We start from the raw sequence: 24,365 nt of genomic DNA, 5'->3' as shown, positions 1-24,365 counted from the left end.
CGGGCCAAAGGCCAACGTCTCAAACCCTGCGCTCGTGAAAGAAATCGTAAATCTTCTTCGCCATTTCCGCTGAAATCCCGTCGACGGCCTGCAGATCGTCCACGCCGGCGCGCGACACGGCCTTGGCAGAGCCGAAGTGCTTCAGCAGCGCGCGCTTGCGCGTCGGGCCGATCCCCGCGATCTCATCGAGCGGGTTGGCCCCGAGCGACTTCGCCCGTTTGGCCCGGTGCGTGCCGATGGCGAAGCGATGAGCCTCATCGCGCAGCCGCTGCACGAAGTAGAGCACGGGATCGCGCGGCTCCAGCATGAAGGGCGCCCGGCCCGGCATATGAAAATGTTCGCGACCCGCATCCCGGTCCGGCCCCTTGGCGACACCGACCACCTTGATGTCGCTGATCCCGAGCTCCGCCAGCACCTCAAGCGCGACCGTGAGCTGCCCCAGGCCGCCATCCACCAGAACCAGGTCCGGCCGGTCCGGCAGCGTATCCGGAAAAGAAGCGGCTTCCGCTTCCTCCTCGGCCGCCTCGCCCTGCCCCGGCACATGCTCCCACAGCGCTTCCGCGGGCGTCTCGGCCGGAGCTTCGGCCTCGTTCTCGGCAAGCCGGCGGAAACGGCGCTCCAGCACCTCCCGCATCATGCCGTAGTCGTCACCCGGCACGAGCGCATCCGATCGGATGTTGAACTTGCGATAGGCCCCCTTCGCGAACCCCTCCGGCCCGGCAACGATCATGCCGCCCACGGCATTGGTGCCCATGATGTGGCTGTTGTCGAACACCTCCACGCGGCGCGGCGGCCGCGGAAGCCCGAACCGCTCGCCCAGCGCCGCGAGCAGCGTACGCTGCGACGAGCCCTCGGCGAGCTTGCGGCCGAGCGCTTCGCGGGCATTGGAGAGTGCGTGCTCGACCAGCCCCGACTTCACGCCCCGCTGCGGAACGCGGATCTCCACACGCCGGTCGGCCTTTATCGAGAGCGCTTCCGCGAGAAGCGCATGGTTGGCGATCTCGTGCGAGAGAAGGATCAGCCGCGGCACGGGCTTGTCGTCATAGAACTGCGCAACGAAGCTATCGAGCACCTCTTCCACCGGAAGAGACCGATCGGCCTTCGGATAGTAGGCGCGGTTGCCCCAGTTCTGGCCGACGCGGAAGAAGAACACCTGGATGCAGGTCTGCCCGCCCTCCTGGAACGCCGCGAACACGTCCGCTTCCTCGACGCCGTCGGGGTTGATCGCCTGCTCGGCCGTCACGTGCGCCAGCGCCCAAAGGCGGTTGCGCAGCTTCGCCGCCCGCTCGAACTCGAGCTTCTCCGCCGCCTCCTCCATCAGCCGCTGGTACATTTCGCGCACCGACTGGCTCTCGCCCTTGAGAAACCGCAGCGCCTCGTCCACAAGCGCCCCATAGTCTTCAAGGCTGATCTCGCCCGTGCACGGCGCCGAGCAACGCTTGATCTGATAGAGCAGGCATGGCCGCGTGCGGCTCTCGTAGACGCTGTCGGAGCAGGAGCGCAGAAGGAACGCGCGCTCCAGCATGTTGATGGTGCGGTTCACCGCCCCCGCCGACGCGAACGGCCCGAAGTATTCGCCCTTGATGGTGCGCGCGCCGCGATGTTTCAGGATCTGGGGCGCGCCTTGATCGCGGCGGATCAGAATGTACGGAAACGACTTGTCGTCCCGCAGCGTGACGTTGAAGCGCGGACGAAACCGCTTGATCAGGTTCGCCTCGAGCAGCAGCGCCTCGGCCTCGGTCCTGACCGTCACGAACTCCATGGAGGCCGTAGCCTGGATCATCCGCAGCGTGCGGTTCGGGAGCCCGGCGAGCCGCGTATAATTCTGAACGCGCGCTTTGAGATTGCGCGCCTTGCCCACGTAGACCACCTCGCCGCCCGCATCGAGCATGCGGTAGACGCCAGGCCCCGTGGTCAGGGTCTTGAGATAGGACGCGATCACGTCCGCCCCCGTGGGCACCGGCGCGCCCGCGCTCTCGCGGCGTTCTTCCGGCCCGATATTGGCGGGGGGCGCGCCGGTCTTGTCTTCGGTGTTGGGCATGTCCGGAACATTGGCGGGATGGCCCCGCCCGTCAAGCAGGCAGCATGAAATCGGCGGCAACACCGCCGCACCGGGCCGAAATGCCACAAATTCGCCTCGGAGGTCGCAGTCCTTGGGCGGACCGAAAGGCAATCTACGCGCAATTGATCCCGCTGAGCCCGGCGCGTCCGGAGGTGACGGCCCATGCGAGTTTTCACAACCCTTGCTGTCGCGCTCGTGGTGGCCTTGTCCCCCGCGCTGGCGAAGGACAAGCCGAAGCCGCCGCCGCTCGAGTTCAAGAAGTCGGAGCAGGTCCTGAAATGGATCAACGACTATCGCCGGGCGCCGGAGCCGGACCGCCTGCCGGAAGTCGTGCACGCGATGGGCGACCTCGGCCTGTTCCGCGATCTGGATTCGGCCGGCGTCTATGTCGGCTTCATCGGCGGCGTCATCGGCGCCAATCCGGAAGGCGCGGAACGGCTGGTCTCCCGCATGTTCCCGATGCCGCCCGAGGATCAGGTGGTGCTGATCCGAGCCATCGCCTACTCGGGCCTTCCGGACTGGAAGCAGCTGCTGCAGAAGTTCATCGAGCGCATGCCCGCCCGCATGGTGCTCATCCGCAAATATCTCTACGGCGACGGCAAGACGCTCCAGGAGCTGCCCATCGACGAAGGCTCTTACGTTCTCGACGCGCTCTGGGGCTATTACTTCGCAACCGGCTATCGCGAACCTATCGAGCGCATCGTGAGCGCGCTCAAACTCTCCACCAACAAGGACGACCTGGAAAAGCTGACCATCGGCTCCATGGCAAAATGGACGCTCGCCAGCAACGCCTCGCGCGAGCGCGATCTTCTCGACATCCTCGCCGAGGAGATGAACCGTCAGCCGCCCGAGGTGAGAAAGCCGCTCCGCGAGGTGATCGAGGCCGCCGAGACCTTCGAGATCGGCAAGATCCGGAAGGACGCCCTCGCCGCCATCGACGAGTTGAAGCTCAAAGGCCCACAGAAGGCGCGTGACTTCGCCTGGTGGGGACAGGCGGGTCAAACGGCGCTCGCCCTCGGCTGCGTGGCCGCCGGCGCGATGGGCCAGGTCGCGCTCGGCATTCCGTGCGTGGTTGGCGGGGCCGTCTCCACGGCCGCGCTCAAATACTTCGCGCCCGCGCAATAGCAGCAAGAAAGACGGAGATCTGAGATAGAAACGCGGCCGGGCTCAGCTCGCGCAGAGCGAATGAGCTTTGGCGAGCGCCTCGTTTCGCGACGGGAACGTGCCGATCGCTTCACCGCCCGCCGGACGCGACGAGAGAAAGCTCTTCGTCATGCTGTCCTCGAAGCCGTCGATCACCGAAAGCGCAATGTAGTGCACATCCGCGCCCACCGGAGATTTCACCAGCACAGTCGTCTCGCCGCCATACCGCGCGGTTTCGACAAGACAACGCCCCGGCTTTACGCCGAGGCCTGAAGGAGGATCGAATTGGGGCTTGGCAGTCGCATCTCCTCCGCCTCCAAGACCCGTCACGAGCGCAGCCAGCCCACCCGCTTCGGGTCCGGCTGCGGCGACGTAAGGCGTGCTCGGCGGCGGCGGAACGCTCTCCGCGATCGGCGGAACGACAGCGGTCGCAGGTGGTGGAGGCGGCGGTCCCGCGAGAGCGTCCGCAGGTGCAGCGGCCTGTTTCACATCAGATGCAGGAGCCCCATTGCCAGCTTGAGCCACATGAGATGCAGGCTTTAGGGCTGGTACTTTCACGTCTGCAAGCGCGGACGGCGGTGTGAACAGCGCGAATCCAGGCACGGGCTCGCCGCTCTCGGCGGTATCGGCCGGTGATGCCGGAGAAGCAGGTGCAGCCGGCGTGGTGAACCCATCGGGCTCGGCAAGCAATTCCGCGACCGCGTCGGCGGCAGTGCGCGCAGCCGGAGCTTTGGAAGGCGAAGCCGCAGCCTTCACAGCCGCCTTCGCCGAGGGCGCCGTTGCCGCCGAGGCCGTCGAAGAGGCAGGCGCGCGTTCACGCATCGGAGCCGCGGCGGGCGCTGTCGCGTCCCCGCGCGACCAGACCGTGCGAACCGCGGACGAAGCCGACGACGTCGCCCCCGTTGTCATTCCTCCACGACGCTCCGGCGGCTGGGAAGGGGGCGCCGCCGCACGTCCTCCGCCGGTAGCCCGCGGCTGAGCCGGAGCTTGCTGCCAGGGCAGCACTTCGATGTCCTGAGGCGCGGCGCGCTGTCCGCCCGCGCAGTATTCGGAGCGGAACTGCCCCGCCACCCACTCGATGGAGCCGGCATACTTGGGATCGGCCGCCCAGCGCCGTGCGAGATCCGAGAAGCGCACCGGACGGTTCAGCTCCCGCGACTTGGCGAGAATGTGCTCCTGCTTGAGCTGCGTGCGCGGCGCGACGGGATTGTTGATCATTTCACCGGAGTACACGACGAGGTGCTGGATCTGCGCCAGCACGCCCGTGTTCACATCCGGAAAGCTGTCACCGGGAACGCCGCCGCCGGTCGTACCGATGCCTGCAAAATTGTTCTGCTTGGGATCGACGTCCCCCATGCGCCCGTTCGGCGCGCGATAGGTGAGAAAGTTGGTCTCGATCGCCATCTGGAAGAACGCGTAGTCCCAGCGCACGTGCCAGGTCTCGCCGTGGTGGCGATAGAAAGAGGCGATGTCGCGAAAGCGCGGCGAGAGATTGCCGTTGCGCCGCGTGAGAAACGCCATCAGCCGCTCGGGCGTCACGCAGGCCGGAACCATGTTCTGCCGCGAGGTGCGGATCTCGGGCAGCTTGGGGGCGGCCACGGCCGCGAGCGGGGCAGCAAGCGCTGCGAGCCCCGCGGCCAGCACCACGCACGCCGATCGGCTCACAAAGGAAAGACTCGAAAAACTTGCGGTCATGAAACGCTCACGGACAACACCAACGAACGCAACGATCCGAGCTTCCCTCAGCCCTCGGGGCAGAGCTCGAAGGCTTTTTCCAGGGCCTGAGACTGACTCTGGAACTCGCCGACCGACTGCCCGCCCTTCGCATAGGCGTTGATGTAGGCGTCGGCCTCGCGCTTTTCGGACCCGTCGTTGACGTCGAGCACCGTGTAGTTGGTCGTCTTGTCCTGCGTGGCCTTGATGATGATGGCCTTGGATCCGCCGTAGCTCGCGGTCCACACACGGCACTTGCCGGAGGCTGCCGCGCTCGGAGCCGCCTTCTTGTCCGGCTTGTCGGCTTTCTCGGTCTTTTTCTCCACCTTGCCGGCATCCTTGATCGCACCGGGCAGCGCGGCCACCTCGATGGCCTTTGCACCCTTGGATTTGCCGGCTGCCGGAGCCGCCACGGCGGCCTGCTCGGCCTCCATGGAAACCTGCGTCTCGGCAGGAGGCGTGGGTTCGGCGTTGAGAAGCGTGAGCGGCGGGCTCATCGACGCGGTCTGCGTCTTCGCCTTCGCATCCGGTGCGACGGCGGCCGCCTCCGCGGAAGCGGCCTTCACCGGAAGCTTCGCGGCACCCTGATCCTCTGCGGCAGGCGGAGCGCCGAGTGACGAGCGGCCCGTCGTGCCCTCGGCCTTGGCCGCCTCAATGGCGCGCTTCTGCGCGTCGAGGCCACGCGTCTTCGCCGGGGCCTCTGCCGACGCCGTTTTCACGGGCGTTCCGCGGATCTCCGCGACCAGCTCCGGCTGCGGATCGGCCTCCTTGCAGACGCCGTCGAAAAAGCGCGTGGCGATGGTCTCGATGTCGACGGCATACCGACGGCTGGTCGGGGCCCACTTCTTGGCGAGCTGGGTGAACGTGATCGGCCCGTCGATGCTCTTTTGCCAGGACGTGAGAACGTTCCACTCCTGAATATTGCGCGTGCGCTCGGCGACCGGGTTTTCCACGTGCTCACCCGAGTACATCAGAAGATGCTCGATGTGCGCCCGTGCGCCGGTCGAAACGTCCTTGAAGCGCTCGCCCCGCGCGCCCTTTCCGGTCGCGCCCAGGCCCGCAAAATTATTCTGGTCCGGCTTCACGTCGCCGCCATAAGCGAGATAGCCCGTCTCGAGCAGCATCTGGAAAAACGCATAGTCCCAGCGCACGTGCAGCGCCTCGCCGTGGCGCATGTATTCGCTGGCGACCACGTCGAATTTGGGTTCGAGCTTGGGGTTGCGCTGCCTGACGTAGCTCATCAAGCGGCCCGGCGTCGCGCATTCGGCGACTTGATTGGTTTCGCTGACTTTAATCGGGGGCAGATCGGCCGCGCTGGCAGCGGCGGGAAGAGCTGTTACGGACGCCAGAAGCAGCGCCACGCCGGAACGTGAAGACCTAGATCGGCAGGTCATGGGACACCCCAATTTTCTACGCGGCGCAGAGCGCGCCCAACAATCCGAACAATGGTTCGTAAGCCCTTAAGCTTAAGAGCCGGTTTACGCGCGAATCGACGGACGACAGATGAGGCTTACCCGTGACCCATGTTTGGGGCGCGAGTGGGGGGATGAGAGGGAGGAATTGTGGCGTGGACGGGCACAAGCGCGCAGCCACCCGCGCTTAACCCAACTGCCTACTGCCCCTCCGCCCAGGTCAGATGCTGCCCGCCGTCGAGCGCAATCATCTGCCCGGTCAATGACGGGGAGGCCAGGATGAAGCGGACGGCGGCCGCGATCTCTTCCGGGGTCGGCCCACGCTTGAGCAGGGTCGACTGGGCCTCCCGCGCGAAATCGGCATCCGTCTGATGGACGCTCTTGAGCACCGGCCCCGGCCCGATCGCGTTGACGCGGACCCTGGGCGCGAGCGCCTGCGCCAGCGTCCGCGTCGCCGTCCACAGCCCCGCCTTGGAGATGGTGTAGGAGAAGAAGTCGGGCGTGAGCTTCCACACCCGCTGGTCGATGATGTTGATCACGTTGCCCGCCACACCCTCCGGCAGATTGAGGAACAGCGCCTTGGCGAGGAACACAGGTGCCTTGAGGTTGATGTCGAGGTGCGTGTCCCAGGTGCCGGGCGTCACCGTCGCAACCGTGTCGACGAGGAATTCCGACGCATTGTTGATCAGGCAGACCGGCGGGCCGAACAGCTCCCGGCACTTCGGAATGAGCCCTTCGATGTCGGCTTCTGACGCGAGATCCCCCGCGATCGCGGCCCCGGTTCCCCCCGCATTGCGGATCTCGGTGACCAAGGCCTCCGCCTCCCGCGACGAGCGGCGATAATGCACGCACACCTGCCAGCCATTGCGCGCCAGATCGAGCGCGATCGCGCGTCCGATACGCCGGGCGCTCCCGGTGATGAGCACAGTAGGCGCAAGCTCGTTTGGATGAGACATCTTCGTAAGGGTCCTGCTGACGACTGCACTTCGGCGCGCTGACCGACGAGAGATAGCCGTCCAATCGCATCACGCCAACGTGCGCATCACTTGGGCATTGCTCGCGCGTGGTGCACAAGCGCGTCAAATCGTCCGAAATTCCTTGGTTTTGTGCCTCTTTAGCGAGCGCCAGTTGCGCAATGAGCAGCCAATTTCGAGCCCGAGTTGCTGCTGCGCGACACCGTTTGAGCGAGCCCCTCACCCGCCGCGTTTAAGGCTTGGCTCCATCAGAGGTTTCCGCCCTTTATGACACCCACGTTACGCCAATAAAGCGGCGCTCTCTCCTAGTCTTGCGGCACGCCGAGAGGACCGGGGAGCACGCATCCGGCGTAGGGCGCATCGAGTGTGGGAACTATCTTTTGGGGGTTTAGGTACGATGACAATGTCATTCACGAAATCGGTTGGCGCGGCCGGCATCGCGCTTCTTACGTGCGCGGCACCGGCTCTCGCCAGCGACATGACCCCGCCCCCGGCCGGACGCGAGTTCTCCTGGTCCGTCAACGCGGCGATCACGAGCGACTACGTCTTCCGCGGCGTGTCTCAGTCCGACAACGACCCGGCCCTGCAGGCCGGCATCGACTTCGCATACGGCATTCTCTACGCGGGCGCCTGGGGCTCCTCCATCGACGAGACCTTCCTCGGCGGCAACCTAGAGATCGATTACTACGCGGGCATCAAGCCGGTGCTCGGCCCCGCGACCTTCGACCTCGGGATCATCTACTACACCTATCCCGGTGTCACCGAGCCCGCCAAGGGCGACGCGGAGGTGGTCGAGCTCAAGATCGGCGTGAGCGGCGAAATTCTCCCCAAGCTGACCGGATCGACCTACTTTTACTGGAGCCCGGAAGCCGCGGGTGACAATGGCGAATATTGGGTCTCGGAAACCAGCCTTGCCTACGCCCTTCCGAAGGTCTTCGTCTTCGATCCCACCATCAGCGGCACCTACGGCTACTCCGAGAACGTGGACACGGACGTGGAAACCGCGTGGTGGAACGTCGGCCTGACGCTTGGCTACGACAAGTTCTCCTTCGATTTCCGCTACTGGGACAGCGACTTCGACACCTTCAACGCCGTCAGCCTGACCAACCTCTCGGACGAGCGCTTCGTCTTCACCGCGAAGGTTGCCTTCCCGTAGGTCTCTCCTTTCCCATCTGCACCTGAACGGGGCCGTTTCTGGCCCCGTTTTTTTTGCCAAACGGGGAATCAAAACACTGTTCCGGCTTTCGACAGCACCGTTTTTGATTCTGATTCACCTGAACATCCGACGTGAGATTACTTTCTTTTCCCCATTGCGCATTGCGACATGCCTAAAAAATAGGCAGCAGCCTCCCAAATCCCGTTCACAATCCGTCAACAGATGCCTCCAGTTTGCGCTTTTTGAAGGCAAGAAGTGGCCAGTTTCCGGCCAGAGTGGCATTGATGAGACACCTGTAACGGCAGCGGTGGACCCGTGTGTCTTAAAGCTTGTGCTTGGTGGGGAGTTTCGGTCTTCTGATGGGCAAGACGCACTCGCCGAGTGGAAGCGGGTCGCCCGATCATTCTGTTTCTGACGCATGATCAGGAGACCTGTTCGGTAGGGGGCACACGAACTCAGGTGTGGGACTTTGGGGGTTACAGGTACTATGAAAGCATCATTCGCCAAGTCGGTCGGAGCCGCGAGCATCGCGCTTTTGACCCTTTCGGGCGCCGCTCTTGCAGACGGCTACGGTGAAAGCGTGAAGGACGCGCCGGCTCCGGCTGGTCGCGAGTTCAGCTGGTCGGTCACTCTCGGCGGCACGTCCGACTATATCTTCCGTGGCCTCTCGCTGCGCAACGAAGATCCGGCAGCTCAGGGCTCGATCGATTTCTCGTACGGAATTCTGTACGCTGGCGCATGGGCGTCCAACGTTGGCGGCCTCGGAGCGCCTGCTGAAATCGACTGGTACGCCGGCATCAAGCCGGTTCTCGGCCCGGTCACGTTCGACTTAGGCGTTCTCTACTACACCTATCCGAGCGGCGACGACATCTCGGGTCCGCGCGCCAACCACGAGCTTGACTATGTCGAGCTCAAGGCTGGTGCCAGCGGCGAGATCGCCAAGAACCTGACCATCGGCGTAATGGGCTTCTACTCGCCGGAGCAGCAGGGCTGGGGCGAGACCTACGCGGTCGAAGGCACCGCAGCTTACGCGCTTCCTGCAGTCGGCATCTTCACGCCGACGATTGGCGGCACGTATGGCTGGCAAGGCACCGAGGAAGTTGGTGTTCTCGTCAATGGCGACGACTACACCTACTGGAACGTTGGTCTTGCGCTCGCCGTCGAGAAGTTCACCTTCGACTTCCGCTACTGGGATACGGACATCAGCAAGGCTGACGCTCTTCCCGGCACCTACGGCCTCTCCGACGACCGCTTCGTGTTCTCGGCAAAGGTCACGCTGCCCTAGTCGGCACGCGCCAGAATTCACAACGGAACGGGACCCTCGCGGGTCCCGTTTTCGTTTGTGGAAGGGCCCAGTGGCTAAAGCGTTGCGCGCAAGACACAAACCTGGGGAGACGAATCGTCGTCTCGCCCTTTGTTCTTGTTTGCTAACGACCTCTGCGCTTTCCTGTCCGGCACAAGGGGTACGCGTATCGCGCGTGGCACAAAGCGCGAGACAACGATTCTGCGTTGAGGGACGGTATTCATGTGGGGTTTCAGAAATTCGGCGCTGACACTTCTCGCGGGCGTTTCGCTCGTGAGCCTGTCGGGCGCTGCCCTGGCAGACGGCTACGGCGGTAGCGTCAAGGACGCCCCCATCGCCGAGGGTCGCAAGCTCGATCTCTCGGTCACGCTTGGCGGCACCAGCGACTACGTCTTCCGCGGCATCTCGCAGACCTTCGAGAACCCGGCCGCCCAAGGATCCGTCGACCTCACCTACGGCATCTTCTATGCCGGTATCTGGGCCTCCAACGTCGACTTCGACGACAATCCGAAGGCCAACGCGGAAATCGACCTGTACGCGGGCCTCAAGCCCACCTGGGGTCCGGTCACCTTCGACCTCGGCGTGCTCTACTACGCCTACCCCAGCGCGAAGGATTCCGCCGCAGAGCTCGATTATGTGGAACTGAAGGCCGGCTACAGCATGGCCTCGCCGTGGATCAAGGGCCTCACCAGCGGCACCACGCTCTACTGGTCCTCTGAATACGGCGGCGACGTCGGCGAGGTCTTCACGCTGGAAAGCGCAGCCGCCTATGAGCTGCCGCAGTTCGGCATCTTCAGCCCCTCCATCACTGGCGCCTATGGCACCGTCTACGGCGACTGGAAGGAAGGCTTCAGCGTGGATGGCACGCGAGAGGACGAATACACCTACTGGAACGTCGGCCTCGCCCTCGCGGTCGAGAAGTTCACGTTCGACTTCCGCTATTGGGATACGGACATTGGCAATGTCGTCGGTCCGGCCGTTTGCGTCAGCGAAGGCCTCTGCGACGAGCGTTTCGTGTTCACCGCCAAGGTCACGTTGCCTTGATGTCCTGAACTCTTTCTTTGAAGCCCGACCTCCTGCATGGGCGATGCTGAAAACCGAGGCCTACCGGCCTCGGTTTTTCTTTGCGCGCTCGCCTGTCTGCGCGCCCGGCGCGGAGATATGCCCAGACCACTGACATGCTGCCATACGGCCGTTGCAAGCCCTTCATCGTGCTGTCACCCGCTCCCGCTAGCGTCTGCCGCAAGTCGCCTCTTGAGACTGATCCTCTCGCCCCGAATTCCGCAGTGGGGCGCGAGCCGCCGGCCTCGGCGTTCGCTTGAGAGGAACAGGAGGGGGACGCGCGCATCGCCCTCGTCATCGCGCGTCCGTCTACGACCGCCACGCCCCGCCTGCGGGTACGCGGCGGAGAAAGAGGCCAGCCTGGCAGAACTCCCCGGCGTCCCCGCGGCCGGCGAAGGAAAGCAGGCTGGCCTCGTTTGCTTGAGCGGACCCGCAATCCCCGATTTTCCCCAGCTCTCGCCGCCTGGAGCTTGATCATCCGGCTGCGCGCAATCTATGAGATTGAGAGGCGGAAAATTGAGCAGATGCCGTGATTCTGACGATTGCCATCATGGTCGCTCTCACGATCGCGGTCGCGGCGCACACGCTTGCGCCGCGCATGGCCGACGGACGCGTGATCTTCGAGCAAAGCCCGGACCGGCCGGCTGGCTTCGGTTACAGGATGGCCTGGCTCGCCGTGCGAAGCCGCGATACCCGCGCCGTAGTGGAGGAGCTGGGCTTGCTCGCGGCCGAGCCTTGCAACTGGAAATCCGGGATCGGCACCGTCTACGACGACCACCTCGGCAACGACCACGTCTTCGTATCCCCGCCGGTGAACGGCTGGACGTTCGTCGTCGGCCTGGCTCTACCCCATCCCGTCGGCCGCAACTTCACCAACAAATGCTCCCCGCTTCTCGAGCAGCTCGGCCGGCGCTTCGTCGAGGTGCAGTTCTTCTTCGCCTACCCGGCCATCGATTGCTTCGCCTGGGCACGCCTCCTGGAAGGCCGCATCATCCGTGCCTTCGCCATCACGGATTCCGGCGTCGTCTGGAACCGGGGTCGCGCCACCAAGGAGGAGCGCGCGCTCGGCCTCAAGCTGTTCGATTTCCGCGGCGTGCGCGGCCGTAAGGGGGATGCCGGCGGAGAGATCATTCTCTATCCCACCGAAGAGCACGTGCTGCGGCTCGCCCAGCGTTGGAGCATCGACCCGACCGAGCTGGACAATATGGACACGCCCACGCCCGGCCTCGGCTACATCGCGCTCGCCCCCGCCTCCTGGCGCCCCGAGCGTCTGCGCAAGGCAGGCTAACCCAAAGCTCAGGGCCTCAAAGCCCGTTCAAGCAGCTTGGCGCTTCTCGGACATGACGGCCGAACGCAGGGCACGCTGCGGCATGTCCGGGAGCGTGAAGATCGTCGCGGACCGGCGCACCGGGCTCTCGGCAACGATGCTCTTTTGGCGCCCGAGCACGAGAGTGCCTGTCGTCTGCTTGTAACGCTTGAGCAGGCGCGGCGCCTTTTTCGGAATGGGTTTCCCCGCGGGCGGCGTCGTCCGCCGCCGAGCGCCCTTGAGCCCCTTGGGGACATTCAGGCGGGCGATGGACCTCAGACGCGCGGCAAGCGCCCAGCGCCGCGCGCTCGAAATGGAGAAATCGGAAGCGAAGAAGCCGAAAACCCGCTCCACCTTGGGAGCCTGGCGCACCAGGAACAGGGCAGGCAGGAAATGCGAAAAATCGGGAGCGGCACCACGCCCCGCCTTGGACCCGGCGAGCGCCCGGAGAATCCAGCCGAAAAACCTTCCGACAATCCCGTTTCCTGCAGCCGCGGCCGGCATAACCCACCTCCCAGAAGTCCGCGGACGGACTTGTTCTAAAGAGGAAGATTACATCGTTTGGTTAAAGCAAATATAATTTATCGTTCCAAAATAATATGTTGGAGAAAAATGCTTACACAAAATGACAGCAATGAAGATTCCGCCCGTCCTGCGCGCCCACGGACCTAAGCTGCGGATAGCCCGGCGATCTCCGCCATCTGATGGGCAATCATCTGATCCAGGAATCCCTCGAAGCGCACGGTGAACGTGGAGAGCCCCCTTGGGTCGTTGCTCCATTCCTGAAGCTTTTCTGCGAACTGCTCCGGCAATTCCGCCGCCGTCTCGTCGAGATCCACGACGCTTGCCCGGAACGCCGCTTCGGTCATCGGCAGAAAAGGAATGGTCACCATGTCCAAGTGGCCGTCGGCATGGCGGCGGGGAGCATGCACGGCTGCCGCCAGCACGATAGTCCTCTGACCGTCGAAAGATGCAATCGCGCCGATCAGCAGCCGGGACGTTTCGAACCCGGCGGGCGCTCGATAGGTCCAGCTTTGTCCGGCGGCGAGATCCATATCTACGACTCCACAAAAACTACTGACGGCTCAACGCTTTGAGCAACAACAGGGCTGGTAGCCGTGCATCGGGGCAGCTTTCAGGCGCCACCCCGCCGAAACTTAAAAGGAACTATGCGCCACCCGCCGGATGACCTTGTAAACAAACGGCGTTGAAGGCCTTGCCACACCCGGCTCAAAAATTTGCAGTCTCGCAAAATATGGCGAAACGGCCGGGCTCGTGCCCGGAGCTTAGACTACCGGCCGGCTCTAGGCGAGCCGATCTCGCCGGGCACGCCGCTACGGATCCCGGGCGCCGAGGCCGCCCGCAGCGCCCTGCCCAGCCGCGCCGTCGTCAACTGCGTCCGATGCGATAATGCGATCTTCCCGCCCCTGGAAGGTATCCGCCGGCAGCGGCGCGTGATCCGCCTCGCAGGCGCGCGCAGAGGTCACCCCCGTGCGCCGGTCCAGAAAAAGCGACGTGCACGACGCGGGCGCCACAGACGCTTCCGCCATTCGGATCCAGCCGGAGGGCTGCTCCGCCCTGAGCGCGTGACGTGACGCGCTCGGCACAGCCTCGACCGCGGGGCCGCCTGCCAGCACCACGTTGGAAACGAAGCTCCAGAACCCGACGAAGTGCCAGAACACCGCGCCTCCCAGAAATCCGATGATGCTCCAGCCGAGACCGCTCAAACCATCGAGCAGCCGCTTGGCGGCATCGAGCCGCTCGCGAGCCGTGACAACCGGCGGAGCACCGGCCTCAATGGCCGCAGCGCCATCATGCCCCTCCGCGCGGAACTCTCCGCCCAACGCGGAAGCCAGACTGCGTTCGTTCGCAATTCCCTGCATGCCTCGAGCCTGCAATAGCGAAAACCAAACGCAGAACGACTCGAAGCTTGAGACGAGGCGGCGGTGGCGGCAAGCCGAAATGCGGCAATCAAAAGACCGCGATCCCACAGGCCCGCATGAGTCTCACAGAGACATGACCAATCAAGCGCATGATCCAACGCGGCTTTCCCGCATCCCATGAAGACAGGAGACTAGCGGAGACTGCACAGCAGCCGCAGACTTATCCACAAGCGAAGAAGCGTCGAGCTGCCTGAGCACGCGCGCTGAAAGCCGCGCCGCTCAGCGAACCGGCGGCACGTGCATCCGGGAGCTCCGGCAAAGCGCGCCCTGATCCTCGTTGTCGCCGCAGGAACGCGGCTCGCCGGTCTTCGAGAAGCAGATGCGGATCTCGCGGAAACGGCTTCCCGGGCCGCGGCAGGCCACCGCCATCATGTCGGGCTTGAGCTGCGGGTTCACCGCCGCGAACTCCCGAATGACGTCGCGCGGATCGAGAAACTGCGCTTGCGTGGGTTTGCGGAAACGCTCCGGCACCTTGAGGCTCGCGAACAGCCGCCGCGCGGTTTGGAAGTACCCCTCTGGCGTGAGGCCCGAGCAGGTCCCGTGCTTGCGGTACTCATGAATGATCAGCCGCTTGCTCGGCATGATGTCCATCATGTCGTCGATGATGGATTGCGGCACGTAAGGCTTCACCCGTGTGGGGCAGTCCTCGGGATACCCGCGCTCGTACTGCGGCCAGAGCCCATGCAGGATGAACGCATAGCGCCGCCCGTCCCGGCGCGCGCATTGCGTATCGTCATCCTGCCCCTCGGGGCTGTCGCAGTGCGTCGGGCTCCAGGAGAGCACCAGCGAGTAATAGTCGAACGCGCCCGCCGCATTCGCCTCATTCCGGGCGCCGCCACTGGTGTTGCGAGCCGCCGTCGCGGGCGGTGCCTCCCCGGACCGGTTTCCGCCCTCGTCGCCCTTGCGCTCGAAATAGGCGAGCACCAGGGCAATTGCGATCAGCGCCAGAAGGCCAGGGAGAGTGAGCTGAGGACGGGAGGCCATGAAGATCGATCGGGTCCGGTTCTGCTGCGGAGAGGGAAGGAGAGATGCCCTGTATCACGCCACGCGGCGCGAAAGCGCATCGAGTATTCTGACCCAGCTCCGCGCGCCCTTCTTGAAGCTCTTCAAGTTGTATTTCTCATTGGGCGAGTGGATACGGTCGTCCTCCACGCCGAAGCCGACGAGCAGGCTATCCATCCCGAGCGCGGCCTTGAACGAGGTCACGATCGGGATCGAGGCGCCGCACCCCATCAGCACGGTCTTGGTGCCCCACTCCTCCTCGAGCGCAGCGGCAGCGGCCTGCATCGCGGGCGCGGACGTGTCGAACCCGATCGCCGCGCTGCCATGCCCGCCGAGGAACTCGGCCTCGCAGTCGTCTGGCAGATTGTCGGTCACGAACTTGCGCACGGCGGCCAGCACGTGCTCGGGATCTTGCCCCGGCACCAGGCGGCACGTGATCTTGACCGAGGCCTGCGCCGGAATGACTGTCTTCGAGCCTACTCCCTGATAACCGCCCGTGATGCCGTTGAACTCGAGCGTCGGGCGCGACCAGAGCTGCTCGATGAGCGAAGCGGACCTCTCGCCGGCGGGCGTCGACAGCCCGATCGGCCCCAGCAATTGCTTCGCGTCGAGACCGAGCGCCTGCCATTGCTTGAGCTGCGCCTTGGTGGGCGCGACGATCCCGTCATAGAAGCCCGGAATCTTGATGCGGCCCTTGTCGTCGTGGATCTTGCCGAGCAGGCCGACGAGCGCGCGGATCGGGTTCATCGCCGGCCCGCCGTACATGCCCGAATGCAGATCGCGCGACGGTCCCTTGACGATCACCTCGATACCCGCGAGCCCGCGCAGCATGGTGGTGATGGCGGGCGTGTCCTTGTCCCACTGCCCCGTGTCGCACACCAGCACGAGATCCGCCTTGATCTCCTTGCCGCTTTTCTTGAGAAAGCCGGGAAGCGACGGGGACCCGCACTCTTCCTCGCCTTCGATCATCGCCGAAACGGCGAGCGGCAGCTCGCCCACGACCTCTTTCCAGGCGCGCGCCGCCTCCAGGAAGGTCATGAGCTGGCCCTTGTTGTCCTCGGCGCCGCGCGCAACGATGACCTTGCCGTTGGCCTTGTCGCTCGCGATGCGCGGCTCGAATGGCGGCTTGGTCCACAGCTCGAGCGGGTCCGGCGGCTGCACGTCATAGTGGCCGTAGAAGAGAACGTGCGGCGTGCCCTTCGCGACCTTTGCGCGATCGTGCCCCACCACGATCGGATGCCCCGTCGTCTGGCGCACGCTGGCCGGGATGCCGGCCTCCGTCAATTGCGCCGCGCACCAATCGGCTGCCTTGCGGCAGGAGTCCTTGTAGGCCGGGTCCGCCGAGATGCTCTCTATCCGGAGCAGCTCGAACAGCCGCTCGAGGCCGGCGTCGAAATTGCGGTCGAGCCGCTCGAGAACCTTGGCAACGTGATCCGTCATGGGAGTCCTATCTTGAGCAAGACGTTCGCGAGAGTGCGCGATCGGTCCGGTGCAGTCAAAGGGAGTGTTGGCGCATCCCGGCGGCTATGCCACAGTCCCGCACCGGGCATCAATCCGGCACTCTGGAGGCCCGGTCCGCCGAGTGTGGCCCCAATGGGTGGCGAGGTTGTGAAACAGTCTCTTAATCAAAATATTGGAGCACCTTCCCACCTCAAGATCTTCGTACGCTGAGGAAGCGGGATAGAAACCAAACGCAGCCTAGAACAGGCGATCGTTTCAAAGAGAGGCACACGTGTCAGTTGCCCGGCCATCTTCCGACGCGGCTCCGAAATGGGTCTACTACTTCGCCGCCGGAGAAGCGGAAGGCGGCGCCGCGATGAAGAACCTGCTCGGCGGCAAGGGCGCGAACCTGGCCGAGATGGCGAGCCTCGGCCTGCCCGTCCCGCCCGGCTTCACCATCACCACCGAAGTCTGCGGCCTTTACTACAGGAACGGCCGCGCCCTGCCGGAAGGACTTGCCCCGCAGGTCGAGCGCGCCCTCGTCAAGGTCGGCCAGGAAACCGGCGCGCGCTTCGGCGACGAGGAGAACCCGCTGCTCGTCGCGGTGAGATCCGGCTCGCGTGCCTCCATGCCGGGCATGATGGACACCATTCTGAACCTCGGCCTCAACGATCGCACCGTTCTGGGCCTCGCACGCCGCTCGGGCGATGAGCGCTTCGCCTACGACAGTTATCGCCGCTTCATCCAGATGTACGGCGACGTGGTTCTCGGCGTCGATCACGGGGTGTTCGAGGACATTCTCGACAACTTCAAGAACCTCAACGGCTACTCCTTCGACACCGAGCTCGGCGCCGACGAATGGCGCGCCGTCATCGCGCTCTACAAGACTGCCATCGAGGACGCACTCGGCGCACCCTTCCCACAGGATACGAACGAGCAGCTCTGGGGTGCCATCGGCGCCGTATTCGGCTCCTGGCTCAACGCCCGCGCCGTCACCTATCGCCGCCTCCACGCGATCCCGGACGAATGGGGCACGGCCGTCAACGTACAGGCCATGGTGTTCGGCAACATGGGCGACACATCGGCAACCGGCGTCGCCTTCACCCGCAATCCCTCCACCGGCGCCAACGAGATCTACGGCGAATACCTGGTCAACGCCCAGGGCGAGGACGTCGTGGCGGGCATACGCACCCCGCAGCCGCTCACCCTCAAGGCCCGCCTCGAGGCGGAGGACCCAAACCTCTCGCTCGAGGAGGAGATGCCTCAGGCCTTCAGCGAGCTGAAGCTCATCTTCTCGGCCCTCGAAAGCCGCTACCGCGACATGCAGGACATCGAGTTCACCATCCAGAACGGCAAAGTCTGGATGCTGCAGACACGCTCCGGCAAGCGCACGGCGGAAGCCGCTGTGAAGATCGCCGTCGACATGGCGGACGAGGGCATCATTACGCGTGCGGAAGCCGTTCTGCGCGTGGACCCTTCGGGCTTCACCCAGCTTCTTCACCCGACCATCGATCCCGCCGGTGAGAAGGAGCTGCTGACGACGGGGCTTCCCGCCTCACCCGGCGCCGCGGCGGGCGCCATCGTCTTCAACTCCGACGAGGCCGAACGCCAGAAGCAGCAAGGCCGCGACGTGATCCTGGTGCGCACGGAGACGAGCCCGGAGGACATCCACGGCATGCACGCCTCGGCCGGCATCCTCACCGCGCGCGGCGGAATGACGAGCCACGCCGCCGTGGTAGCCCGCGGCATGGGCGTGCCCTGCGTCTCCGGCGCCGGCGCGCTTCGCATTAACGAGAAGGCGGAAACGCTGAGCATCGGCCCGCGCGCGTTGAAGGCCGGAGACGTCATCACCATCGACGGCGCGACGGGGCGCGTCTACGCGGGTTCCGTCCCCATGCGCCAGCCGCAGCTCTCCGGCGACTTCGCCCGCCTCATCGGATGGGCCGACGACGCACGCGGCCTCGCCGTGCGCGCCAACGCCGATACGCCGAAGGATGCCCGCCAGGCCCGGTCCTTCGGCGCGCAGGGCATCGGCCTCTGCCGCACGGAGCACATGTTCTTCGATGCAGCCCGTATTCTGGCCATGCGCGAGATGATCTGCGCCACGAACGAGGCCGGGCGCCGCGCCGCGCTGGCGAAGATCCTGCCCTTCCAGCGAAGCGATTTCATCGAGCTGTTCGAGATCATGGGCGAGCTTCCGGTCACCATCCGCCTGCTCGACCCGCCTCTGCACGAGTTTCTGCCGCGCCACGAGCGCGAGCTCGAAGCCGTCGCGGCTGAGCTCAAGATGCCGGTGGAGAAACTCAAGGCCCGCGTGGCGGAGCTCTCCGAATTTAATCCCATGCTAGGCCTGCGCGGCTCACGCCTTGCCATCCGCTATCCCGAAATCACCGAGATGCAGGCGCGCGCCATCTTCGAGGCCGCCATCGAAGCGGAGAAGCGTCTCGGCGCCGCCATCGTTCCGGAGATCATGATCCCGCTCGTCGCCTACCGGCGCGAGTTCGACATCCTGGCGGGCGTCATCCGTGCCACAGCCGAAACCGTGGAGAAGGAAGCGGGCGCGCGTCTCGACTACAAGCTCGGCACCATGATCGAGCTGCCGCGCGCCTGTATCAAAGCAGACAAGCTGGCCGAGGGAGAGGACGGCGCCGAGTTCTTCTCGTTCGGCACCAACGACCTCACGCAGACCATCCTTGGCCTGAGCCGCGACGACGCCTCCCCCATTCTATCGACCTACGCGACGCAGGGTGTTTACGAGACCGATCCCTTCGTCTCAATCGACCAGCAGGGCGTCGGCGAGCTGGTGAAGATTGGCGTCGAACGCGGGCGGGCGGAAAAGCCGGGCCTCAAGATGGGCATCTGCGGCGAGCACGGCGGAGACCCGGACTCCGTGGCGTTCTTCCATAAGCTCGGGTTCGACTACGTCTCGTGCTCCCCGTTCCGCGTGCCCATCGCCCGCCTCGCCGCCGCCCAAGCAGCCATCCGCGCCAAGCTCGAGACCCCGGAAAAATCCGAGACCCGCCCGGCGTTCTGAGACGCGTTCTGAGCCTCGAAGGCTACCGGCCAGCAGGTCGTCACACCCATGAGAGCAGATTACGCATGATCCATCACCTGTCTCTCGGAGTGACCGACATCGAACGCGCAGCCGCATTCTACGATGCGGCCCTTGCGCCGCTGGGATATGTCCGCGTGTGGTCGGACCTTCGCCCTGGAGAGCCCAATCAGGCAGCCGGATACGGCGTTCCTGGCGGTGGCGACACGCTGGCTCTCAAGCATCGTCCCGAACGACATCAGCCGCCAGGCCCTGGCTTCCACCTCGCGTTTGCCGCTCCCGATCCGCACGCTGTCGAGGAGTTCTATCGTGCAGCCCTCCGGCATGGAGCGAAGGACAACGGCGCCCCCGGTCTCCGTGCGCACTACGGCCCCCGCTATTTCGCGGCGTTCGTCGTGGACCCCGACGGACACAAACTCGAAGCGGTTTTCAATGGTGAGCGATGACGACGCGCGCCGGAAGCAGCGAGCCTCCCGACGTTCACGCTAATGGAGCAGATCGCGGTTCTCGATGCGATCGATCTCGTCGAGGCTCGGGCGGCGCGGTCGCGGGCCCTGCCGGCGCGGCATGAGCAGGAGCCACAGCACCAGCGGCGGAACGATGAAGCACCACGCCATCCAGAACGAGTAGTCCCGGTTCTTCCAGCCGGCGATGAATCCGGCCAGCGCGGCGGCCGTGATCGCCGACAAGCCCCAGATTACGATACCAGCCATCATGGCGGCGTTCCCTTCATAGTGCGTGCGTGAGAGCCAGGAGACACATGAGAAAGAACTGAGGCGAAATCAAGCTCCCAGTGCTGGAGGCGCAGCTTCACCCGCCGCCTCTCGCGATTGAGGTTAATCGCCGAAAAGCCAATGCAGCCGAATGCGTTCCACGCTTCACGCGGCAGGCGCGAAGTCGAGCCCGAGGTCGAGAATCGGCGCCGAATGCGTGAGCCCGCCTACGGAAATCAAATCCACGCCTGTCTCCGCGATGGCCCGCACCGTATCGAGCGTGACGCCGCCCGACGCTTCCGTCAGAACGCGCCCATCCACCATCTCGACGGCGGCGCGCAACGTCTCCGTGCTCATGTTGTCGAGCAGCACCGCGTCGATCGGATGTTTCAACGCCGCAGCGAGCTCGTCGAGCGTCCCGACCTCCACCTCGATCTTGACCATGTGCCCGGCATGCATCCGCGCGGAGATGATCGCACGCTCCACGCTGCCCGCCGCAACGATGTGATTATCCTTGATGAGGATCGCGTCGTAGAGGCCGGAGCGGTGATTGTGCCCGCCGCCGCAGCGCACCGCGTATTTCTCGAAGGCCCGCAGCCCAGGCGTGGTCTTGCGCGTGTCCACGATGCGCGCATGCGTGCCCGACACCGCGTCCGCAAACCGGCGCGTGAGCGTGGCGATGCCGCTCATGTGACAGAGGAAGTTCAGCGCCACGCGCTCCGCCGTGAGCAGCGAACGCGCCGAGCCCGAAACGCGCGCCACCACCGCGCCGTCTGCAACGCGATCACCGTCCGCCGCGAGTGGCTCAAACACCACCTGCAAATCGAGCGCATGAAAGGCCGCCTTCGCGACATCGAGCCCGGAGATCACGCCCTGACGGCGCGCGCCGAAAGTCGCCCGCGCCTGCGTCGTCGCGGAGACGGTGGAATCCGTCGTCAGGTCGCCGCGCGTGCCGAGATCCTCGAGCAAGGCCTGCTCGACGGCGCGCTCGATGATGAGGCGCGACAGGGTGCCATCCACAGGGCGTAGGCTCACAGCGGCATCTCCTCCGCGAGCTGCAAGCTCGCCGCGCGGCGCGGACGCGCGCCGATCGCTCTGATCTGGGAAAGCGTAACGGCGCTGCGATGCTGAAACTCCGCCGAAGGCTCCGGAAAGTCCGAACGGAAATGCGCCCCGCGGCTCTCCGTGCGCAACAGCGCGGAAGCAGCGATGATCTCCGCTGCGAGCGCCATGTTGGCGACGAGACCGTCCTCTCCCGCTTCTTCCCCGATCCCGCGCAGAATCGCGAGCGCCTGCTCGAGACCGCGCCCGGTGCGAACGACACCCACTTGCTCGCTCATGGTCCGGCGCAGAAGAGCGACGAGGTGAGCCCGGTGCGCCGCGTCGAACGGACGCTCCGCCGAGGTGCGGTAGGTCCGCGCGATCGGATAGGCCATGGACGGCGTGACGAGGCTTCCGATATCGTCGGCCACGCGCGCGCCCAGCACCACCGCTTCGAGGAGCGAGTTCGACGCGAGCCGGTTGGCGCCGTGCAGCCCCGTGGATGCCACTTCGCCGACAGCCCAGAGACCTTCGAGCGACGTGCGGCCCGACAGGTCCGTCGCGACGCCGCCCATGTGATAGTGCGCTGCCGGCGCCACCGGAATGGGCTGCGTGACGGGATCGATGCCCGCCGCGATGCAATGGCTGTAAACGGTCGGAAACGCTGTTGGAAATGCAGCTCCGATCGCCTCGCGGCAATCGAGGAACGCGCCACGAGCCGCCACGATCTCCGAAAATACGCCGCGTGCCACGATATCGCGCGGCGCAAGCTCGCCTGCCGGATTGAGGCTGAGCATGAACCGCTCGCCCTTGCCGTTGATGAGCGTCGCGCCTTCGCCCCGCAACGCTTCGGACGCAAGCGGCGCTGGATCCATGTGCGCGTCGATGGCGGTCGGATGGAATTGCACGAACTCCGCATCCGCGATCACCGCGCCCGCCCGCGCCGCAAAGGCCACGGCCTCGCCGCGCGCATAGATCGGATTGGTAGTAACGGAATAGAGCGCACCCGCCCCGCCCGTTGCGAGCACGACGGCACTCGCCGGCATGAAATCGAAAGTGCCCGTGCCTTTCGCCTCCGTCCGCACGAGCCGCACACCGGCCACGCGCCCAGCGCTTCCCGAGCCGCCTTCGAGGATGAGATCCTGCGCCTCGTAGTTTTCGAGAACGCGGATCGAAGGCGTGGCTTGCACCGCCGCGATCAACGCCTGCATGATGGCCGCGCCTGCCCGATCACCCGAGACGCGCACCACGCGCTTCTGCGAGTGCGCAGCCTCCCGCGAGAGCACGTAGTGCCCCGCGAGATCGCGATCGAAGGGAACGCCATAGCGCAGCAGATCGGCGATGCGGGCTGGCGCCTCCGCGGCGATCACGTCCGCCACATGCGTATCGACGATACCGCCACCTGCCGCGATCGTATCGGCCGCATGCTGGGCCGGCGTATCGCCCTCACCCACAGCCGCCGCGATCCCGCCCTGCGCCCACACGCTCGACGCGCCCTGGCCGAGTGGGGCAGCCGCGACGACGGTAACCGGCAGAGGCGCGAGGCGAAGCGCCGTGAAGAGCCCCGCCAATCCAGCACCGATGATGACGATATCGCCCGCCCCAAGCGCGCCGGAAGGATCGGCGAAGCCATGGCTTGGAGGAAGGCTGCGATCGGAGTCCATGGGCGGACCTCCTGAAGTGCGTCCGGACGAAAGCGGAACCCGATTTCCCGGCAAGAAGCACGATCAATCGCGGACTGCTGGAGTAGGCCCGCAGCAAGCACACGCCGCAGGGAGAGGACGCGGGCCACGAGGGCCCGCGCCGGAAAAGCTTAGGCCGAAGCCTCCACCATGCGCTCGACCGCGCGGCGCGCCTTCTCGGCGACAGCGGGATCGACCGTCACTTCGTAACGGTTGTAGAGCAGCGCCTCGTAGATGTTCTCGAGGCTGATGCGCTTCATGTGCGGGCACAGGTTGCACGGACGCACGAACTCGACATCCGGAGCTTCCGCCGCCACGTTGGACGCCATCGAGCACTCGGTGACGAGCACCACCTTCGCCGGGCGCTTGGTCTTCACCCAGTCGATCATGGCCGCCGTCGAGCCCGTGAAGTCCGCCGCGTTGATGACGTCCGGCGGGCACTCGGGATGCGCGATGATGCGCAGGCCCGGCTCCGCTTCGCGCATGGCGTTCATCTCTTCGCCGGTGAAGCGCTCGTGCACCTCGCAGTGGCCCTTCCAGGCGATGATCTCGACCTTGGTCTTGGTCTGCACGTACTTCGCGAGATACTCGTCGGGGATCAGCAGCACGCGCGGCGCGCCAAGGCTCTCGACGATCTTGACCGCATTCGACGACGTGCAGGTGATATCGCACTCGGCCTTAACGGCGGCGCTCGTGTTGACGTAGGTGACGATCGGCACGCCGGGATAGGCTGCCCGCAACGCACGGACGTCCTCAGGCGTGATCGAAGCCGCGAGCGAGCAGCCCGCCAGCGGATCGGGAATAAGCACAGTCTTGTCCGGGCTGAGCAGCTTAGACGTCTCGGCCATGAAGTGCACGCCGGCCTGCACGATCACGTCTGCTTCCGCGCGCGCGGCTTCCTTCGCGAGCTGCAAGCTGTCCCCACGGAAATCGCCTACGCAGTGGAAGATCTCCGGCGTCATGTAGTTGTGCGCCAGGATAACGGCATTGCGCTTCGCCTTGAGCTCGTTGATCGCCTTCACGATCGGCGCGTAGTGCACCCACTCCATCGGCGTGACGACGTGCTTCACCCGCTCGTAGAGAGGCTCGAGCTCACGCTTGAGAGCCGGCGTGAACGCAAACGGCGGAACGACCGTCTCCTTTGCCCGCGAGCGCGGTGCGCAGCTCGCTGCGTCCTCCGTCCGGGGAAGCTCCAAAGCCGAATGGGCCGAGCCAAGCGCCATTTTGACCTCCGTTCTATCATATACTCTACTTGAGTATATGAAGGACCTGAAAAACACCGGCCATCTCAGGCCAGCCACCTCCACACCACGTCACGTCGATCAACGCGCCATGTGTAACCTACGCCCGCCCCGTCGAAA

Annotated in this window: 20 protein-coding genes; 7 read left to right on the top strand and 13 right to left on the bottom strand. The window is 65.1% G+C overall.

The features are described from left to right. Positions 1–19: 19 nt before the first annotated feature. Positions 20–2,041 (bottom strand): excinuclease ABC subunit UvrC, encoded by a 2,022-nt coding sequence (gene uvrC, locus PE058_RS06540; protein WP_020084572.1) that lies wholly within the window; start codon positions 2,039–2,041, stop codon positions 20–22. Between the two features lie 183 nt (positions 2,042–2,224). Here uvrC and PE058_RS06535 point away from each other — a divergent pair, with 183 nt between their 5' ends. Then, the gene (locus PE058_RS06535) at positions 2,225–3,187 is read left to right on the top strand and encodes a hypothetical protein (protein ID WP_020084571.1); all 963 of its coding nucleotides are present in this window, start codon (positions 2,225–2,227) and stop codon (positions 3,185–3,187) included. 42 nt (positions 3,188–3,229) lie between these two features. Here the strand turns inward: PE058_RS06535 and PE058_RS06530 are convergent, their stop codons facing one another. The 3 genes from PE058_RS06530 to PE058_RS06520 all read right to left on the bottom strand — a co-directional run bounded on the left by PE058_RS06530 (position 3,230) and on the right by PE058_RS06520 (position 7,286). Next, complete coding sequence (locus PE058_RS06530) at positions 3,230–4,870, bottom strand: glucosaminidase domain-containing protein (protein ID WP_271030171.1); 1,641 nt, start codon at positions 4,868–4,870, stop codon at positions 3,230–3,232. Positions 4,871–4,947: 77 nt separating this feature from the next. After that, a complete protein-coding gene (locus PE058_RS06525) occupies positions 4,948–6,312 on the bottom strand; it encodes a glucosaminidase domain-containing protein (protein WP_026867818.1) in 1,365 nt (454 codons plus the stop codon). 218 nt (positions 6,313–6,530) lie between these two features. Continuing rightward, positions 6,531–7,286 (bottom strand): SDR family oxidoreductase, encoded by a 756-nt coding sequence (locus PE058_RS06520; RefSeq protein ID WP_026867817.1) that lies wholly within the window; start codon positions 7,284–7,286, stop codon positions 6,531–6,533. A 415-nt stretch (positions 7,287–7,701) separates the two neighbouring features. Here PE058_RS06520 and PE058_RS06515 point away from each other — a divergent pair, with 415 nt between their 5' ends. The 4 genes from PE058_RS06515 to PE058_RS06500 all read left to right on the top strand — a co-directional run bounded on the left by PE058_RS06515 (position 7,702) and on the right by PE058_RS06500 (position 12,113). Continuing rightward, the gene (locus PE058_RS06515) at positions 7,702–8,460 is read left to right on the top strand and encodes a TorF family putative porin (protein WP_271030170.1); all 759 of its coding nucleotides are present in this window, start codon (positions 7,702–7,704) and stop codon (positions 8,458–8,460) included. Positions 8,461–8,947: 487 nt separating this feature from the next. Beyond that, the gene (locus tag PE058_RS06510; protein WP_271030169.1) at positions 8,948–9,745 is read left to right on the top strand and encodes a TorF family putative porin; all 798 of its coding nucleotides are present in this window, start codon (positions 8,948–8,950) and stop codon (positions 9,743–9,745) included. A 240-nt stretch (positions 9,746–9,985) separates the two neighbouring features. Beyond that, on the top strand, positions 9,986–10,807 hold the full coding sequence (locus tag PE058_RS06505) for a TorF family putative porin (protein ID WP_271030168.1): 822 nt from the start codon (positions 9,986–9,988) through the stop codon (positions 10,805–10,807). 547 nt (positions 10,808–11,354) lie between these two features. Further along, positions 11,355–12,113 carry a hypothetical protein gene (locus PE058_RS06500; protein WP_020084564.1) on the top strand — a complete coding sequence of 253 codons (759 nt, stop codon included), beginning with the start codon at positions 11,355–11,357 and terminating at the stop codon, positions 12,111–12,113. A gap of 27 nt (positions 12,114–12,140) precedes the next feature. Here PE058_RS06500 and PE058_RS06495 read toward each other — a convergent pair whose 3' ends face one another. The 5 genes from PE058_RS06495 to PE058_RS06475 form a co-directional block, all read right to left on the bottom strand. After that, positions 12,141–12,635 carry a hypothetical protein gene (locus PE058_RS06495; RefSeq protein WP_271030167.1) on the bottom strand — a complete coding sequence of 165 codons (495 nt, stop codon included), beginning with the start codon at positions 12,633–12,635 and terminating at the stop codon, positions 12,141–12,143. 164 nt (positions 12,636–12,799) lie between these two features. After that, on the bottom strand, positions 12,800–13,186 hold the full coding sequence (locus tag PE058_RS06490) for a hypothetical protein (RefSeq protein WP_020084562.1): 387 nt from the start codon (positions 13,184–13,186) through the stop codon (positions 12,800–12,802). Positions 13,187–13,465: 279 nt separating this feature from the next. Further along, a complete protein-coding gene (locus PE058_RS06485) occupies positions 13,466–14,014 on the bottom strand; it encodes a hypothetical protein (RefSeq protein ID WP_271030166.1) in 549 nt (182 codons plus the stop codon). A gap of 279 nt (positions 14,015–14,293) precedes the next feature. Continuing rightward, on the bottom strand, positions 14,294–15,058 hold the full coding sequence (locus tag PE058_RS06480) for a ribonuclease T2 family protein (protein WP_271030165.1): 765 nt from the start codon (positions 15,056–15,058) through the stop codon (positions 14,294–14,296). Positions 15,059–15,112: 54 nt separating this feature from the next. Beyond that, positions 15,113–16,516, bottom strand: a complete 1,404-nt coding sequence (locus PE058_RS06475) for a dipeptidase (protein WP_271030164.1) — start codon at positions 16,514–16,516, stop codon at positions 15,113–15,115. A gap of 376 nt (positions 16,517–16,892) precedes the next feature. On the opposite strand from PE058_RS06475, the gene ppdK reads away from it, so the two are divergent. Further along, positions 16,893–19,550 carry a pyruvate, phosphate dikinase gene (gene ppdK, locus PE058_RS06470; RefSeq protein ID WP_271030598.1) on the top strand — a complete coding sequence of 886 codons (2,658 nt, stop codon included), beginning with the start codon at positions 16,893–16,895 and terminating at the stop codon, positions 19,548–19,550. A 65-nt stretch (positions 19,551–19,615) separates the two neighbouring features. After that, positions 19,616–20,014, top strand: coding sequence for a VOC family protein (locus PE058_RS06465; RefSeq protein WP_020084557.1), 399 nt, complete (start codon positions 19,616–19,618; stop codon positions 20,012–20,014). Between the two features lie 39 nt (positions 20,015–20,053). Here the strand turns inward: PE058_RS06465 and PE058_RS06460 are convergent, their stop codons facing one another. The 4 genes from PE058_RS06460 to nadA form a co-directional block, all read right to left on the bottom strand. Then, complete coding sequence (locus tag PE058_RS06460; RefSeq protein WP_020084556.1) at positions 20,054–20,284, bottom strand: hypothetical protein; 231 nt, start codon at positions 20,282–20,284, stop codon at positions 20,054–20,056. Between the two features lie 162 nt (positions 20,285–20,446). Then, positions 20,447–21,316: a carboxylating nicotinate-nucleotide diphosphorylase gene (gene nadC / locus PE058_RS06455; protein ID WP_245257616.1), complete on the bottom strand. Its 870-nt coding sequence runs from the start codon at positions 21,314–21,316 to the stop codon at positions 20,447–20,449. Further along, positions 21,313–22,986 carry an L-aspartate oxidase gene (locus PE058_RS06450; RefSeq protein WP_271030163.1) on the bottom strand — a complete coding sequence of 558 codons (1,674 nt, stop codon included), beginning with the start codon at positions 22,984–22,986 and terminating at the stop codon, positions 21,313–21,315. The genes nadC and PE058_RS06450 overlap by 4 nt, the downstream gene beginning before the upstream one ends. 149 nt (positions 22,987–23,135) lie before the next feature. Then, positions 23,136–24,227 (bottom strand): quinolinate synthase NadA, encoded by a 1,092-nt coding sequence (gene nadA / locus PE058_RS06445; RefSeq protein WP_020084553.1) that lies wholly within the window; start codon positions 24,225–24,227, stop codon positions 23,136–23,138. Positions 24,228–24,365: the final 138 nt, after the last annotated feature.

The organism is Hyphomicrobium sp. DMF-1, from assembly GCF_027886585.1.
GTDB classification, from domain to species: domain Bacteria; phylum Pseudomonadota; class Alphaproteobacteria; order Rhizobiales; family Hyphomicrobiaceae; genus Hyphomicrobium_C; species Hyphomicrobium_C zavarzinii.
This window is presented reverse-complemented; position numbering and strand designations above follow the sequence as displayed.